This window comes from Parapedobacter deserti (assembly GCF_042646065.1).
Classification (GTDB): Bacteria; Bacteroidota; Bacteroidia; order Sphingobacteriales; family Sphingobacteriaceae; genus Parapedobacter; species Parapedobacter deserti.
Genome location: NZ_JBHRTA010000035.1, coordinates 45,165 through 60,322, shown reverse-complemented (window position 1 = coordinate 60,322; position 15,158 = coordinate 45,165). Strand labels below are relative to the sequence as shown.

The following is a 15,158-nucleotide window of genomic DNA, read 5'->3' as shown; positions in this document are numbered from 1 at the left end:
TTTAGCCGGTATGCGTATCCCGATCGTCATTTTTCTGTGCGTGTGCCTTTTTGTGGCCTGCGAGAAAACGGCCCATCTACCCGCTGAACGCCCAGATGCTGCCGTCTACTTGCTTCAAGACGTTGAGTTTTTTCTGTCTGCTGATGACGGAATAGACTCCACGTTGCAGCGACTGGATACCATCACGTTTGTCAACAACAGTGATGGACCGCTGCCTGACACCACTTTCTATCCCTATTCTTCGTTGTGCGACTCCGTGTCAGTTGCTGTGACCACGCCACAGGGTACCGCATTGCGGTTCGCCGATTCCATCAGCTTCCGTCACCTGACCATCCACACCCAGGTCGACGGCACCCTCACCTACGGCCAACAGGCGGATTCCGTGCATTTCGCCGGCTTTCCGGATACCGTGGTCATGCCTCAACGTCGCGTACAAATCGCTACCACGCTGCATCCCACACCGCGCACACAATACAAGCTTACCGGCGAATACTGGCGCGTGAGATACAGTGTGAGCTTCCGCGCAAAAGCCGCGCAATCCGGGAGTGATGAGCATATCCCGATTGAAGGCAAAGTAAATTATTCCACCGTAGCTGTTTCGGCCTACGAAGGGCAGACACCCGTACCGCAGGCCACCATCCTCATCGCCTCCGATCTGGATTAGAAAAAAACACCCGTTTTTCATCAGTTTTTCTCGAAGGTAGTCATCACTTTGGTGGTGTGCTTTGCCCTTACTTTTGCTTTCATGAAGAAAGTAAAGGATACAACGATCAAAGGAAGTAAAGAAAGGAGGCGGACACCATGAGCCCTTGATTGATTCCGGCAGATCCGCCAAGGCCGCGGAAAGCCTTAAACAGAACGAGGCAGCAAGTCCTCGCTAAAAACTGCTAAACAGGTATTAATACATCATAAGATGATTACATTACAAACAATTACAGGCTTATTGATAGCCGCCGTGCTGAATGTACAAGGTACAGGTCAGCGCGAAGTCGTTCAGGTTGAGAACGAACCTGTGGTGAAGGAAGTATCGGCACAGATAACGGATGCTAAGAATGAAACGTCCAAAAGGCTTAATTTGCCTTGGCATTTTACTGGCGGATTAGGAGATTCGCCCACTGAGGCCGAAAACTACCAATCAGGATCGGCCTCGAATTGCCCATCCGGCTCGGATACTGTGTGCGAACTTACAGCTCCTGATGACGGGAATGGGCAACCTGATATGGATGCGGAAGTTGAAGTAGCGGGCGTGGGGACACGTACCATCGCACAGCGTATCGCCGACGCGATTGCAAATAACAGTCCAAACGAAACAGTGACTACTTTGAAATCCAACTAATCAAGCAATGCATCCAAAAGCCGTGGTTCGGAAACCGGTTGGCCTACCTCAGCTTTTGGATGCTTTTTTCCTAATCTATCTCGCGTATAAACAACGTTTTCAACTCCCTTTCTTCGACGTTGACGATCAGGCCGTAAGGTGCCAATTGTTTGTTAAGCAAATTTACGTCTCGGTAAGCCGCCTCCGTTATCTTCATCACGGTATTTGTACCACTATCTAGCTCATTGATCATCGGTAAATGATCGGGCAATTGGTTTATTTGGGTATGGAGCTGATAAAGTGTAACCCCTCTTCCTGTTTCGTCATTCCGCGTAGACGAATTACGCTTAACCTTTTCCTTATCCGGTGTCAGTACCCAGCATTTCCGTTTTACGGTTTTCAACTCCACTTCGATATTAAAGTACCAATTCAGTTGCCGAATAATCCTTTCTGTCCGTTCTGCCTCGGATAGGGTAAGGGGAAATGTCATTTCAAAACAATAGGTGTTGCGTTTTTTCCATTCCGGCTCGTATTCGCCGTCCCGATTATCATTGTAATGATACCTTTTGGGATTGGCCACATCCATGACGATATGGCTCGGAAAAAAGTTAAGGTTCCACTTTAGTTTATAAAGGGAGGCGTATATTTCCGCAATCGGCCTATTGACGGCGTATACCACGGCTTTCCGATTGGCACTATCGATAAGGGTGTTCTCCCACCTGGTTAACATCCCCGGCATATGATCGGAGATGAAACTGGAATACCACCGGGACGGTGTGGTCTTTTCGTTGAAGTTTTGCTGATTCAGTCTAAGAGCGCGATACCGGGCATCGTAAAGATAATCGCTTTTCACAGACCAATCTGAAAAATCCGCGTCCTCGGCCAGCGCTTGCAACGTTTTATCATTAATGTAATGGTGATCCGTGATGGCCTTCACCACCCCATGGCGATTAATCCACACCGAATGGGGCTGCGCAATGTGGGGGAACGAATAATGCAGCGCAGTATCCGCTGCCAAGATCGGAATACGCATGCCTTTCCCAACTGGGCTACGGGCCAGGAATCGATCAACGGTTTCTGTAGGTTCCTTGGTCACAAAAAAGACCTGCAAATCTTCGGAGAACTGCGGCAGTAACGCGTTCAGCAGTTTCAGAGACTTCAAACAGGGGGAGCACGTAGTTGTGCCGAAATCCAGTATCATCGCTTTTTTAGGGTCATACCCGGCGATTCTTTCCATCGTAGTCGCGGCAACGGTATCGCCAACGGAGAAAGAGCGAGTGGTTTGCCCGTAAGCCAATCCAGTGGCCAGCGCAAAGATAGCCGTCAGTTCAAACGTAATTTTCTTCATGTTTTATCGTAAGTTTTGTTGCATTCCGGTTATTCTGATTACCTCCTGGGGAATCAGGAAAACATACCTCGGGTCATTCGGAGGCAACGTATAGGTCGTTTGATTGCTCCCGTCATCGATGACCCTTATTAGGGTCTTTGCAAAACGCGGGTCTTTATTGAGCCGTCTCAGATCGGACCATCGTACACCGCGTGATAGCAGTTCTTTCCGCCGTTCTTCAAGAATCAGCCTAAGGCATTCCTCGCTGCCGGAAACCTGCAGCGGAGCGAAGTGCTCGGCCACCCAGCGGTGCCGGAGCAGGTGGTTCAGGTGCTCCATCGCTTCAGGCGTTCTGCCTGCCCTGGCCTGGCATTCCGCCCGGATCAGGAAGAGTTCGTCTACGGCCAGCCCTACAAAGAAACCGTTGCCGGTATTGCCCATATAGCTTCCTTTGAAGCTATACGTATCATTGCCATTGTCGGTGAAAAACGCCTTTTTGCGCAGGTCAAGTTCGTCATAGCTTTCATACAGTTCCGTATCGACACAGGCGTACCTTGGATTGAGGACGGTGTACCCATTACTGGCCGCGTAGAAAATCGTTTCTCGATGGAAAGGCGCAAAAGTAAGCGCTGCGCCGAGGTCTAATTCATTGAAATCAATCAGTTCGTCATACAGATTCAGTGCTTTCGCAGCGTATTCATCGGCTTGGTCGTATACCTCCATGGCCAGGTAGGCCCGGGCCAGTGCGGCATAAGCCGCAGCCTTATTGGGCCTTGTTGGAAACTCGACAGTAACGGGCAGTAAGTCGGCAGCCGAATTCAAATCGCTGATGATCTGATCATAGGTGCCCTGTACGGAGGACCTGACCGAAGGCTCGTTGAAGTCCGGCGTGAGCCGGAGCGGGAGGCCCAATCCGGAATTGTTTCCCTGTGTGTTATACGGCGCACAATAAACCTGGGCAAGCAGAAAATAACTGAAACCCCTGAAAAACAATGCGGTTCCCTTGATATGTTGCCCCCGAGTGCTCGTGTTGCCATCAATCATGGGCAACCTGTCCAGCACGGTATTGGCGATGGAAACATTCCGGAATGGGTTTGTCCACTCTCCGTTCACATCCTGTTGGAGATACAGTGGTTCGGGTTTCCAGATGTAGCTTTCCTGCTCGAATGCCGTTACCAGGTTATAGATATTGTGGGGCACGAAGTAGTCGTCCGTCGCGATTTCGAGCAAAGCCGGATAGAAACCAAGGTTGATATGCGGCGTTGCATCCAGTAGTGCTTGCAGGTCATCGAGGGAACTGGGGATGACCGTCGATTTTGATGACCGGATATCCAAATATTTCTCGCAGCCGCAGAAACACATAGCGGCTACGATTAGCGATAGAAAAGATAATGCTTTTTTCATAATTGGTGATTGGGTGTTAGAAATTGACATTCAGCCCGAAACTGTAGCCGGTCTGCGGTGGCATGCCGTTGTAGTCGGGGTCGATACCCGAATCCGTGGCAGACCACAATAAACCAACGTTATTGGCGGACAGGTAGCAGCTCAGGCCGATAGGACGCTTTCGGGATGTTCCCACACCAAACGCGTATGCGAGCCGCAGATCTTGCAGCCTGATCAGGTCAGCGCGCTCAATGTTTGCTTCCGAGCGCGCATAAAAGTTCTCCCGGTTGGAGCTGACCGGATATACCATGGACGGAACGGTGGTGTGCTGTTCGTCGCCGGGGTTCTGCCAGCGGAGCGCGTAATCGGCGTGCCCGTTCCACGAGTTGAACAGCGAATAGTAATTGATGGTCTCTTTCTGAAAGTAATGACCGAACTTATAGCTGATGCTGAACGAGAACTCGAAACCCTTCCATGACACATTACCCCGCCAGAATCCATAGTAGGGTGGCAGCGCCGTACCATGATAAACCAAGTTTTGCAACGAGTCGTTAAGCAATCTCGAATAGTCGGTTGACTGTTCTCCTCCATATATCCCCAGCGGATCGCCATTGGCCGGGTCGAGACCGGCAAACCGGTACGAAAACACCGGATACAGCGACCTGTCCAGCACTGGGTTCAAGGCATTCCCGGCGTTGCTCACATACTGACTGTTGGCAGCCGGATTGCCATAAAACTTGGCGACCGTGTTTTTAACAGCCGACAAGGCTACGGTGGTGCGCCATTCCACAGCCCCCGTCTTGAACCGCCCGTCGAGCTGCACATCAAGCCCCTTGTTCCGGATTTCCCCCACATTCCGCTCCGCCGTATTGAACCCCGTCGTCGGATCCAGCGGATCGGCGGTGATAAGATCCGACGCTTTTTTATCAAAACACTCCACACTACCGCTCAAGGCATATCCAAACAGCGAAAAGTCCAAGCCGTAATTGATCGTCCGGATATCCTCCCACCGCAGGTTGGGATTGGGCGGGAAGGTGATCAGCGCATACGGCAGATTAGTCAGCCGCGCACCGGAGCTGGCATACGCTATAATCGGGTGGATATTTGCGCCTGTGCCCACATTTCCACTGTGCCCATACGTGGTGCGCAATTTCAGCAGGTTTATCCAATCCACCTCCTTTATAAACTGTTCTTCGGATATATTCCATGATAGCCCCGTTGACCAGAGCGGCTTCCATTTCTGGTTGGTTTTTACGCCGAATACATTGGAGCCATCGCGGCGTGCCGATACCGACACGATATACCTTCGGTCATACGTGTAGGCCCCGTTTGCATACAGCGAAACAAAGCGCCTCACACCGCCCGAAAAATCGCCGGATTTTGGTATAAACGCATTGCCGGCAAGGCCATCATAGATGGGATAAGCATTTACATAATCCACGTGGGAGAACGTCAGAATATCCCTTTTATACCCATACACCTGAAAACCGTATGCATCCGTTTCCCTATGCGAAAGTTCACCCCCCAGAAAAGCTACCGCGCGGTGCTTGCTGCCGAATGTCCTGTCGAAATTGAGCTGGCCCCTCGCCCGGTGGGTAAACATCGAACCATTCGTGGTGTTTAGGATGTCACCCAACGGGATGATGCGTTTGACGTTTTCCCCGTCAACCTGCGAAAAGCGGTTTATGAGATCACGCGCATAGAAGGATTCTTCCATATAATTGATCTGCTGGAGATCGCTTTGCCGCTCGTGGTTGTAATAGGCTTCCACCTCCAGCCCATCCGCCAGGCGGTAATTGACCGTTAGCCCGGCATTGAAATGCTGCAGCCCTGCATCGATGCGCGTATACCGGAAATCCTCGTAGGGCCGGTACGTCCAATCCAGCAGCTGGCCGTGACCCGCCGTATCTACATATCCGCTATTGTAATTCCTGGGTATGACGAGGGCATTGCCGTCGTCATCCACCAACCGTGCATAGGGATACAGCTGGGTTTTGCCACCACCGGGGTTAATCGGAAAAGTTGCCAAGCCGGGGCTGCTTTCCGACCCTGAGCGCGTATATACGAGCGTGGTTTGCAGGGTGAGCCTATCTGTAGGCCGGATGGTATTTGCGGACCGCAGTGTAAAGCGGTTGAGGCCGCTCCCTTTCCTATTCGCTATGTTGTTGTCGTATCCCAAGGATAGCATGTACGATACGACTCGGTTGCCTCCCGAAGCATTCAGGCTGTATTGCTGGTTTATAGCCGTGCGATAAAAATAGTTGCTTAGGTCATTGCGGTAGTCGATCGTACGTAGATCGTCTATCTGCGCCAAGGCCTCCATTTCAGAAATCGTGCCCTGCTGCGCCCCGTGGAGCAACTCCACCACCGGGGAAAACACAAAACTACGGGCGTTGGCACTGTTCAGGTTTTGGTCATAATGGCCTTTTTCAAAAAGCATCATCTCCACGTCGATGAAATCCGAGGTAGCCATCCGCGGATGGTAGAAAAAATCCGGCTTTGCCGAGACAGTGGTATTGGCTGCGGCTGAAAGGCTGAAAGCCCCCTCACGGGCGGCCTTCTTCATCGTGATGACGATTACCCCATTTCCGGCACGGGAACCCCAGATGGATGCGGCGGCAGCGTCTTTCAATAAGGTTACCGATTCCACATCGTTCGGATTGATGTTGTTGATATCGCCCTCATAAGGAAAATTGTCAACGACGATCAACGGACTCCCCCCGGTACCTGAGAAGGAACTCAGCCCCCTGATGTTTAGCCGCTGGTTTCCTGTTCGGTTGTCTGACTGCAATCCCGGTGCAATAGCATCTAGCCGCTCGATAATGGTTGTCGAGATCCGCCTATTGAGCAGCTTGCTATCAATCTGTACGAAGCTTCCCGTTGCCCGCTCCTTGGGTATTCGCTGGTATCCGGTACTTACCTGAACTTCTTCGATTGCTATGGTATCGCGGTTATTGGAAACCGTGTCAATACCCAGCGGCGCAGGCCCCGAGGGTTCGGGGCGCTGCGCGTGGGCATACAAACACATGATCGTTGCTACAGCCAATAGGCTGAAATATTGTATATAAGTGCGTTTGAGTTTATGTTTGGAAAAGGAATACCCCTCCCTTATGCGTAAAATTCGCTCCATTTAATTTGCTTGATTTTAGGTGTAAGAAAATTCTCTAAAGGTTGTCTTAACCCAATTCAAGCTGGTTTAGCAATAACTGCTTTATAAAGATTGGCAGTAGAAATCTTCCACGCTTTGGAAAAAGCGGCTCTCCCCTTCCCTATTTGAGGTCGGAGGCCATTGCGTAGACGTAAAAATAAAAAACTCGTTTTCATATGGTTAGTTGAAAACGAGCCTCGTAATATATCAGGACGGTGCTACTATAGCGAGCCCTAAGATACCGTCGTGCAGGCTTCCGAGGGCCTTCGGAACAGTACAATAGGGCCCATAATGCTATAGCGCGTACCAAAGGTACGCAAAATATCACTATGGGCATTGATCCTATTGCCTCGTCCGTTAAGCAAACTCGGAATTCGCACGCGAGACTCTATGTCAATACCAATGCTTAAACAATATCGAAATAAGCATCGTAACAAAGATACAAATAAATATGACAATAAAAGTAAATTAATGATAATTTTTAGCGTAAATTGATTTATCCCTTTGCGGGATGAACACCAATAACCAAGAGTATTCTAAAGCGATAGCCTATAGAATACAAACTATTATGAAAATCACAGGTTTAGATGTTGCTGGTTTTGCCGAATTTTTCAAAAAATCCACTTCTCACATCTATGGAATACTAAATAATACGAGAGCACTTAGTGAAGTCTTTGCAAGGGAGATTGGAGACAAACTGGAGTTTGACGGCGCTAAGATTTTTAATCTGAATTCTAAGATACCTCTTTCTATCTCAAAAGCTGAAGCTCTGATAAAATTTAAGATCGATCACAAAGACAACCCAGAATATTTTCTAAGCACGAAGGCAAAAAGGAGTCCAAATTCATTCGTAACGGATGTGCTCCTTAAATCAGATTGTTTTAAGGAAGGTTATAAGTATTTAAACGAAGTTGCGGAGTATTGTAAGATTGAACTAAACAAAGAATTTGTCGATGACCAGTTATCAAAAGCACTCCAGTACGCTGTGAAAACAAGAGTCCTCAAGTCAACTAAAAAGCCGATAATGTTAAAGGGTGGAGGTTTTGGCAAACGCCTGGTTGATGTTTACTATATGAGACAAAAATAAGAATTATCGCACGATATACGAAGGCACAAGACAGAGATGCACAAGACTTGAAACGAATTGTCTTATCTATTGTTTTCGAAATTTTGTACGAAAATAATAACGACCACATACCAGCCGACGAACTCTATAAATTAGCAAATGACAAATTTAACACTTCTATAGAAAAAGATTTTTTTGACAACCTCTTACTCAAATCAAATGGATTTATTTTGGGAAAAACCAACATCTTGTATGCAAAAAGGAAATAGTGGACATAACGATAAATGTGTCTTTTGATCCCCACCCCGAATATCTGTCAGATTCGCTTGAAATAGACGAGATCTCAATACCGGGAGATTTTTATTATATCGATGAAGACGAATGCGATATTGAACTAACGAAACATTGGAACGAAAACTGATTTCGAGGGGCAATGCAAGTTGGATATCTATAGTTTAAGTTTAGTGAATGTTAAGAGTATGTACGATAATCATAATGAACAATGCCAAAAGTTAAACAATATCTTGATGAGATCAATTCCTATGTAACGACTTGGATTACTCAAATAGCAGTAAATAATGCTCTGACTTATTATGATATTAATAAAATTTCAGAGGGAACCTCACTTCACCTGCTGAATTTGCTTTACGGCTATCAGTTGGTTGATCTGAATAATGATAGACAAAATTTTCCGGGGATTGATCTCGGTGATAAATCAGTCGGTAAACTTGCCGTTCAGGTTTCATCAAGAACAGATGCAAGCAAGATTAAAAGCACCTTACAAACTTTCCACGACAACGGTTATTTAAAGGAATATCCAAATGGTATTCGATTTCTATTACTTTCAGATAACAGGCGTCCAATATTGTCTAGTAAAGTTTTAAGTCCTTTCGGAGATTTTTTTGACTCCAAAACAAACATAATTCTTATTCGCGATTTGTTACAGCAAATTAAACAGCTATACTATGACGATCAATTACGATTTGAAAATATAAGGCAATTTCTCGAGCAAGAATTCGGAGAGCATGGATTACTGCGGAAAAATAGTTTGATTGGCTTTCAACACCGAGCGGAAAAAGTAGCTTTCTACAAAGAACTTTTTATAGCAAATCAGCAAAGTGTAGTCAAAAATTTTGTTCCCATTCAATATATTGTAGGTGATCAGTTTTTCTCAACTGATGAACTTTCTCAACAACTCTTAGATCCTAAAGGTCTTATTATTTATGGACCTTCTGGTTGCGGAAAATCCGTGCTGGCAAAGCAACTCGCTGTTGAATTAATCAACAATATTTTTCCTGTAGTTTTAGATGCCAAATACTACGATAATAATTTTGTTAAACTGTTTAATAAGGAGATTAATGCATATGGATTTAATTCAGACACAGATTTTTTAACCCATGTGGTCCGATCAGAGCAGCAAATTTTACTTATCGTAGACGGCCTCAATGAATGTCCGGCAGAGTTACGTTTAAAACTTCTGCTAGAGATAAAAAAGGTGGTTAGTGATTGGAATATCAAACTAATAGTTACCACCCAAGAGTCGGACCCGGCGTTGGAAGAGTTAGCGTTGCCGTCAATTTATATTCAGTATCCATCTGCCGAAATTAAGATGGCAATAGCACTCGCTCATGGTCAACAAACAGCAAGAAAAAAACTTATTCCAATTTTAAATATTGTGTCCACCGGTTTGGAGGCGAAAATGGCAGGTGAAATTGGAACAGCGTTGACTCACACAGATAATCGCTTTTCCCTTTTTGAATCATTTATAAAGAAAAAGCTTGGCGACAACCATTTGGATGGATTCTTTCTATTGTCATCAATCACTAAATTGATGTCAGAAAAGATTACGTTTAGTTTAGCAAATAGGACGGTTGAAACCTTATTGCTAAAGCATGGGCTTTCTTTGGAACTTTATCGACACTGTTTAAAAAGCGGTGTTTTGGAAGAACAATCGGATAAGATAAGTTTCGGACACGAAATGTTCTTTAATTTTTTTGTTGCAGACAGTGTGGCTCGATTTGCTTCTAATGCCCTTGAGATACTCGAGGCATTGAACGCGCCTAAAAATACCGACAAGAAGTTGCTAATTATCGGATCAATTGATGACCAAAAGTTGTTGGACGAGGTATTGACCGGTTTAACTGACTCAAATTTGTTCGATTCATTACTTGAAGGTGAAGGCGGTGAGTATTGTAAGCTCTGGGCGGAGAAGAAGATACAACAGCTGTTGCCCAGAATTGCTGTCGAGATCAGCAATTGCAGATTTGAATTTGCAAAAACACCACATAATTTTCAGTGTGTTGAAGATGGATTTCAAAACTGGTCAGATCAAGAATTGGCTTTATTGTTAGCCATTCCCGGAAGACTGGTTAAGGGTGAGCTTCTCCGTGAAATATTTGATCTGATCGAAGCCATGGACAATGTATGTACAAAAAGTGTCGAGGAATTTTGGGAAGAAGGGAAGGCTCGTGGTATCAGTACACGATCTAGTATATTTTTGGCAGCTTACAGTGGCATTTTTCAACGGCACATGGCAATCACGCGTATTCTCAATTCACTGCAATCAGAATATTTTCATATGCGAGACAAGATTGCTATACATCAAAAACAGCTTGAACAGTTAATTGATGGTAGAGAATTAACGCCAGGACAAATTTATTTGCTGTTGTTATTGCTCCGTTTTGACAATCGCCTGAGAGTACTTTATCCAACTACTTTACGTATTTTGAACAGATGGCGTTATACACCCAGCAATTTGTTAATGGAAATTCTTCAACAAATCGGATTCATTTACGAGAATGAAGAGCAACGAGGCGAACTAATCAAGGTCATCAATACCATACATTCTGAGACTCAGAATATTTGGTTGTCAACAACAATATTTGATGCGCTTTCAGCTCTCGGAGAATTAGAAGAAGATGCGAATAATTATATTTATGTTGTTAACGACGAGATTGCTGGTGTACTTAATAACCCCAACGATCAAAGTGCTTGTGAGTATGCGGCGGGAATTTTTTTCCGCCAATATGACCATCCGTATAGCTCCGCGTATTATACAGCTATTGACAATCTACCAAGCAATGAGAAAGCTCTGTTTTTTAGAATGGCATTGCAAGGAGAACATAGTTCTATGTTCACTATTTCGTTGATTCTGAAAGTGTGTCAAACAATTGGTGCATCAGCAATGAAATATCTTGTTCGATGGACGGATACTCCGTTTATTCAACCTTCATTTCCGGTTGATTCGTTAGCACTTTTCTTCATAGTCCATCTCTTGTTGGGAAGAAATGACTATCCATTGTCTCAGCGTGATAATAATGGACATGATAAAAAAGAGCGATCCGTTAGGGCTTTGGCGGAAATCTTTTATTGGGGGTGCCGAACAGATATTGAGAGTGAATGCAGAAACCAACACTATCAAAAGCTTGGCGAAGTGTTGTTTAAAGCTGAAAACAATTATGTGGTTGAAACGATTTGGCAAGCTAAACGTGCGTTGTATCAACAAAACTACTATGGAGAACTTAATCTGGATATAATTCAGTCGTTTGAGTTACATTTTCGCAACCAGATTACAGAGTCATGTAGGCATACATTAAAGGATCTTGATTGGCAGGAGAGTATCTGGCAACACGGAAGTCAGAAGACAGAAATTAACCTAAACGCTATTTCACTACTGGAAGAACATGGAACTTTGATTGATATTGATGTACTAAGACCATTAGCTGACGATAAAATCTATGGTCGTTATGCTGTTGGGGCAATTAGGAAATTGGGTGGATAGCTGGACATAATTATAGTATAAAATACATAACGTAAGGTATAAAAACTACGTTAATAATCGTAGTTGTTTCTAGGGAGCATTACAGGATGTAATCTCCCCGATAATCAGCTAGAATCAAAAACCGAAAAGCCCCTATCTCTTTATTTTGTTTGTTTCGAATATTTCGTTTAAATTTGCATTTATAAGGAATTAATTCATGGAGCACTTAGCAGACATAGAAAGACCTAACAAGGCAGAACAACTGGCGGCAATGCAATCTTACGGCACGCTTGCTGCTACTTTGGGAAAGCTCCGTACGGAAAATCCCGAGATCGAGATCGAAGAAACTGCCGAAAAAATAAAAGTGCCATTGAAGGCGCTTAAATTGCTGGCCGAGATTCTCAAAGCCACCAGCCAGGGAAAACCGGTCTCCCTAGTACCCATCGCTACCGAAATGACTACACAGGCAGCAGCCGAGTTGCTGGGATGCTCCCGGCCCCACTTGGTCAAATTGCTCGAAGAAGGCAAAATACCCTTCACAATGGTAGGTAGGCACAGGAGAGTGCGGTTTGAAGATGTGATGGAATACAAAAAGGAATCGCAAAGGAAGAGGGAAGATCTGCTGACGGGAATGATGAAGTCTGACGAAGAACTCGGCCTCTATGGTGCATAGTGTACGGTTTACATGCGTGCTGGATACCAATGTGATCTGTAAGCTCCCCTGAAAAAAGACTGTTAGCGAATAGAAAATGATTGATAACTCTAACAGTGTACGATGAAAGGTAAACGATTCAAACCGGAGCAGATCAGTAAGATCCTTAAAGTGTTCGAGGCTGGAATAAGCGTTCAGGAAATCACACGTGAACATGGGGTCACTGCAGCCTCTTTTTACAAATGGCGGCAGCGGTATGGCGCTCTTCTCCCTGTTGACCTTCAGGAACAGTTTATCCGTTATGAAAGGGATGATGTTCACAATTTTTCAAGCGTAGAAGCCATGCCTTCCATCATTCCCATGTTAATAACGGTTTCAAGGTCGTTCATTGTAAATTGTTCATTTTTTCTGTTTTGGAAGCGTAGTATCAGAGCCTACAATTTTTGAGCATTGATAAAATACATAACAAAAAACTGAAAGCAGAAGCAACAGTCCTAATCACATTATATCTGTTCCACGGCGGCTCAAAGAACTTCCTGAATTTATGTATTTCCTCGGTTGACGCACCGTTTATATTGAATCTTTCCAAAGCGTTGTTCAAAGGGACATTGCAAAATATGGTCACGCCAAACACGCCAACAACATAAACAATAGCAGCCGTGAGCAATAAATAAAAACCTGATTGCGTTCCCGAGCTATTGGAAAGCCAGACTGCCACCGGCAATACTAACATACAGCCCATAAAACTTGAGAAGAACCACGGATTTAAAATTACCCTGTTGATGTGCTGAAATGCTGTTAGATAGGCTTTGTCGTCAAGTTTTCCCAATCCGCCGATGACAGAACATTGATAGGCGTAGAAAAGACCTGCAACCAAGCCCGTGAGAAAGGTTGCGAGTATCTGGGTTATCTGGTAAAAAGTCATACGCTTGTATTTTTGTTGTCCCAGACCCCGGTCATTTTAGCTTTGGCCACATATTCGTCAAAGGAGCCAGGCTCACGGCCCAAAGCCTTTTTAATGCCGTCGGCAACGGATTCGTTCCTGCCTTCCAATGCCTTTGACCAACCATCGGGTTTCTCCCAGTCAAAAGGTGGGTTTGCCGTTCTTGAACCCGAACGGACGCGGATTCCCATTTTTTGAAGTCTTTCCGCTACGCGGCTGCCGGTTTTGCCGGTTGCCCACAATACCAAAATTTGATTTTCCATGTTTTTATTTTTTTAAAATAACTATGGGTCAAAAATAGATTGGGTATCAGCTCATAAATAGAATAAATGCGACAAAACGGTGTACCCCTTATTAGCGAAATTTGACGGTGTTTCCCCTGCGAACGTTTTGCTGTGCCCATTTGCCATTTGGGGTATTGTGGAAAAGAAGTCCGGGGAAACCGTCGGCAACAAGGTGTAAAATCGTTTTTTTGCCGGTCTCGCCACCTTCAACAGCTAAAATATCCTTCACAAATAGCGCAGCTGCCTTCCCAGCTGTATATTTTCTAATTTCCATCGCAACATACCGTTCGGCTAAGGGTATTTATTTCAATCACAAATTTACAAATGTCTCAACGTTTTTGTTGTTGCATTCACGTATTTCCGTTGAACTGATTCTCGAATTGCTGTCATCGGGTTGGTCTGAACGGCAGCTGCTTGAGAGCTATATTTGAGGGATTGCATGAAAAACGAGCTGTTTTTTGATATTCGACAGCGATTACGGTGAAATCATTTACCGCTATGGTCTGGATAATCCTCCATCGGTCATTTATTTTCGAGATAAAGGCTGTTGTCGAAGCAAATAACGTCCGGCAAAGACAGTATAAAAATTCGAATGGTTATGCAACCTGAGACTGACCTCCTCCCAAATTCCGAGTCATGCTAAAAGAAATATTGCTCAACGGCTCGGGGCCGGGTCACACAGCTCGTTCTTAAGTTGCGTAAAGAACTTTAGTGAATACTGGAAAATGGGGCTCATGATAAACGTATAGAGAAAGGTAACAAGGAACACCGGGCCTCCCAGCAGGTATCCCACGAACAACACGCGCCGGAAAACATTGCATGAACCTATCTTGTTGTAAACCTGTCAAAGGTTTCAAAATACAAAATAGAAGAGGGCTATGAACAAATTATTCAGGGCATTGATTGCAGGATGGGGAGCAAGAAAACTTGGGTTTGGGTGCATCGGAACCATCATTGTGTTCATTATACTTTACTACCTGTTGGGTTACGTATTCTAAGGGTTTATTTTTCCGCTTCCTCCTGCGGACATAAACGGCACGATTGACCGGTGAATTTTTCAATGAGCCGAAGTCGTTGACGGATGTAGCGAAGCATTTGTATATAGACGGAAAAGACGAGGAGAAGGTTTTAGAAGAGGTACCGGGGGAACTGGTAAGGGAGCTGGACATTAGCGTTTAATGAAAGTGCTTACTTGAAAAACAACTGCCCCCCTTATTTGTCGCATATGCCCCTCAAACGCAAAACATATACGTGATATCTTTGGTATCAGATTAGGACCC

At 45.1% G+C, this 15,158-nt stretch carries 13 protein-coding genes; 8 read left to right on the top strand and 5 right to left on the bottom strand.

The features are described 5' to 3' along the window. The first annotated feature begins 10 nt into the window (after positions 1 to 10). Together ACFOET_RS11410 and ACFOET_RS11405 are read left to right on the top strand one after the other, a co-directional pair. The gene (locus ACFOET_RS11410) at positions 11 to 664 is read left to right on the top strand and encodes a hypothetical protein (protein ID WP_379022688.1); all 654 of its coding nucleotides are present in this window, start codon (positions 11 to 13) and stop codon (positions 662 to 664) included. 249 nt (positions 665 to 913) lie between these two features. Continuing rightward, positions 914 to 1,336 (top strand): hypothetical protein, encoded by a 423-nt coding sequence (locus ACFOET_RS11405; RefSeq protein WP_379022686.1) that lies wholly within the window; start codon positions 914 to 916, stop codon positions 1,334 to 1,336. A gap of 70 nt (positions 1,337 to 1,406) precedes the next feature. Here ACFOET_RS11405 and ACFOET_RS11400 read toward each other — a convergent pair whose 3' ends face one another. The 3 genes from ACFOET_RS11400 to ACFOET_RS11390 are packed head-to-tail and all read right to left on the bottom strand — an operon-like array spanning position 1,407 to position 7,155. After that, entirely contained in the window at positions 1,407 to 2,663 is a 1,257-nt protein-coding gene (locus ACFOET_RS11400) for a TlpA family protein disulfide reductase (protein ID WP_379022684.1), read from the bottom strand. Positions 2,664 to 2,666: 3 nt separating this feature from the next. Beyond that, a complete protein-coding gene (locus ACFOET_RS11395) occupies positions 2,667 to 4,046 on the bottom strand; it encodes a RagB/SusD family nutrient uptake outer membrane protein (RefSeq protein WP_379022682.1) in 1,380 nt (459 codons plus the stop codon). A 16-nt stretch (positions 4,047 to 4,062) separates the two neighbouring features. Further along, positions 4,063 to 7,155, bottom strand: a complete 3,093-nt coding sequence (locus ACFOET_RS11390; RefSeq protein WP_379022680.1) for a SusC/RagA family TonB-linked outer membrane protein — start codon at positions 7,153 to 7,155, stop codon at positions 4,063 to 4,065. 529 nt (positions 7,156 to 7,684) lie between these two features. Here ACFOET_RS11390 and ACFOET_RS11385 point away from each other — a divergent pair. The 5 genes from ACFOET_RS11385 (at position 7,685) to ACFOET_RS11365 (ending at position 13,098) form a co-directional block, all read left to right on the top strand. Next, positions 7,685 to 8,260 (top strand): hypothetical protein, encoded by a 576-nt coding sequence (locus ACFOET_RS11385; RefSeq protein WP_379022678.1) that lies wholly within the window; start codon positions 7,685 to 7,687, stop codon positions 8,258 to 8,260. A gap of 247 nt (positions 8,261 to 8,507) precedes the next feature. After that, positions 8,508 to 8,660, top strand: coding sequence for a hypothetical protein (locus ACFOET_RS11380; RefSeq protein WP_379022676.1), 153 nt, complete (start codon positions 8,508 to 8,510; stop codon positions 8,658 to 8,660). 81 nt (positions 8,661 to 8,741) lie between these two features. Beyond that, positions 8,742 to 12,020: an SMEK domain-containing protein gene (locus ACFOET_RS11375; protein ID WP_379022674.1), complete on the top strand. Its 3,279-nt coding sequence runs from the start codon at positions 8,742 to 8,744 to the stop codon at positions 12,018 to 12,020. 196 nt (positions 12,021 to 12,216) lie between these two features. Beyond that, positions 12,217 to 12,672, top strand: a complete 456-nt coding sequence (locus ACFOET_RS11370) for a helix-turn-helix domain-containing protein (protein ID WP_379022672.1) — start codon at positions 12,217 to 12,219, stop codon at positions 12,670 to 12,672. Positions 12,673 to 12,774: 102 nt separating this feature from the next. Then, complete coding sequence (locus ACFOET_RS11365; protein WP_379022670.1) at positions 12,775 to 13,098, top strand: transposase; 324 nt, start codon at positions 12,775 to 12,777, stop codon at positions 13,096 to 13,098. On the opposite strand, the gene ACFOET_RS11360 is transcribed toward ACFOET_RS11365, so the two are convergent. Both ACFOET_RS11360 and ACFOET_RS11355 read right to left on the bottom strand, forming a co-directional pair. Continuing rightward, positions 13,079 to 13,576, bottom strand: coding sequence for an anthrone oxygenase family protein (locus ACFOET_RS11360; RefSeq protein ID WP_379022668.1), 498 nt, complete (start codon positions 13,574 to 13,576; stop codon positions 13,079 to 13,081). The two genes, ACFOET_RS11365 and ACFOET_RS11360, sit on opposite strands and share 20 nt — an antisense overlap. Next, positions 13,573 to 13,857: a hypothetical protein gene (locus tag ACFOET_RS11355; protein WP_379022666.1), complete on the bottom strand. Its 285-nt coding sequence runs from the start codon at positions 13,855 to 13,857 to the stop codon at positions 13,573 to 13,575. The genes ACFOET_RS11360 and ACFOET_RS11355 overlap by 4 nt, the downstream gene beginning before the upstream one ends. 1,062 nt (positions 13,858 to 14,919) lie before the next feature. Here ACFOET_RS11355 and ACFOET_RS11350 point away from each other — a divergent pair. Next, positions 14,920 to 15,057 (top strand): hypothetical protein, encoded by a 138-nt coding sequence (locus ACFOET_RS11350; RefSeq protein WP_379022664.1) that lies wholly within the window; start codon positions 14,920 to 14,922, stop codon positions 15,055 to 15,057. Positions 15,058 to 15,158 lie beyond the last annotated feature (101 nt).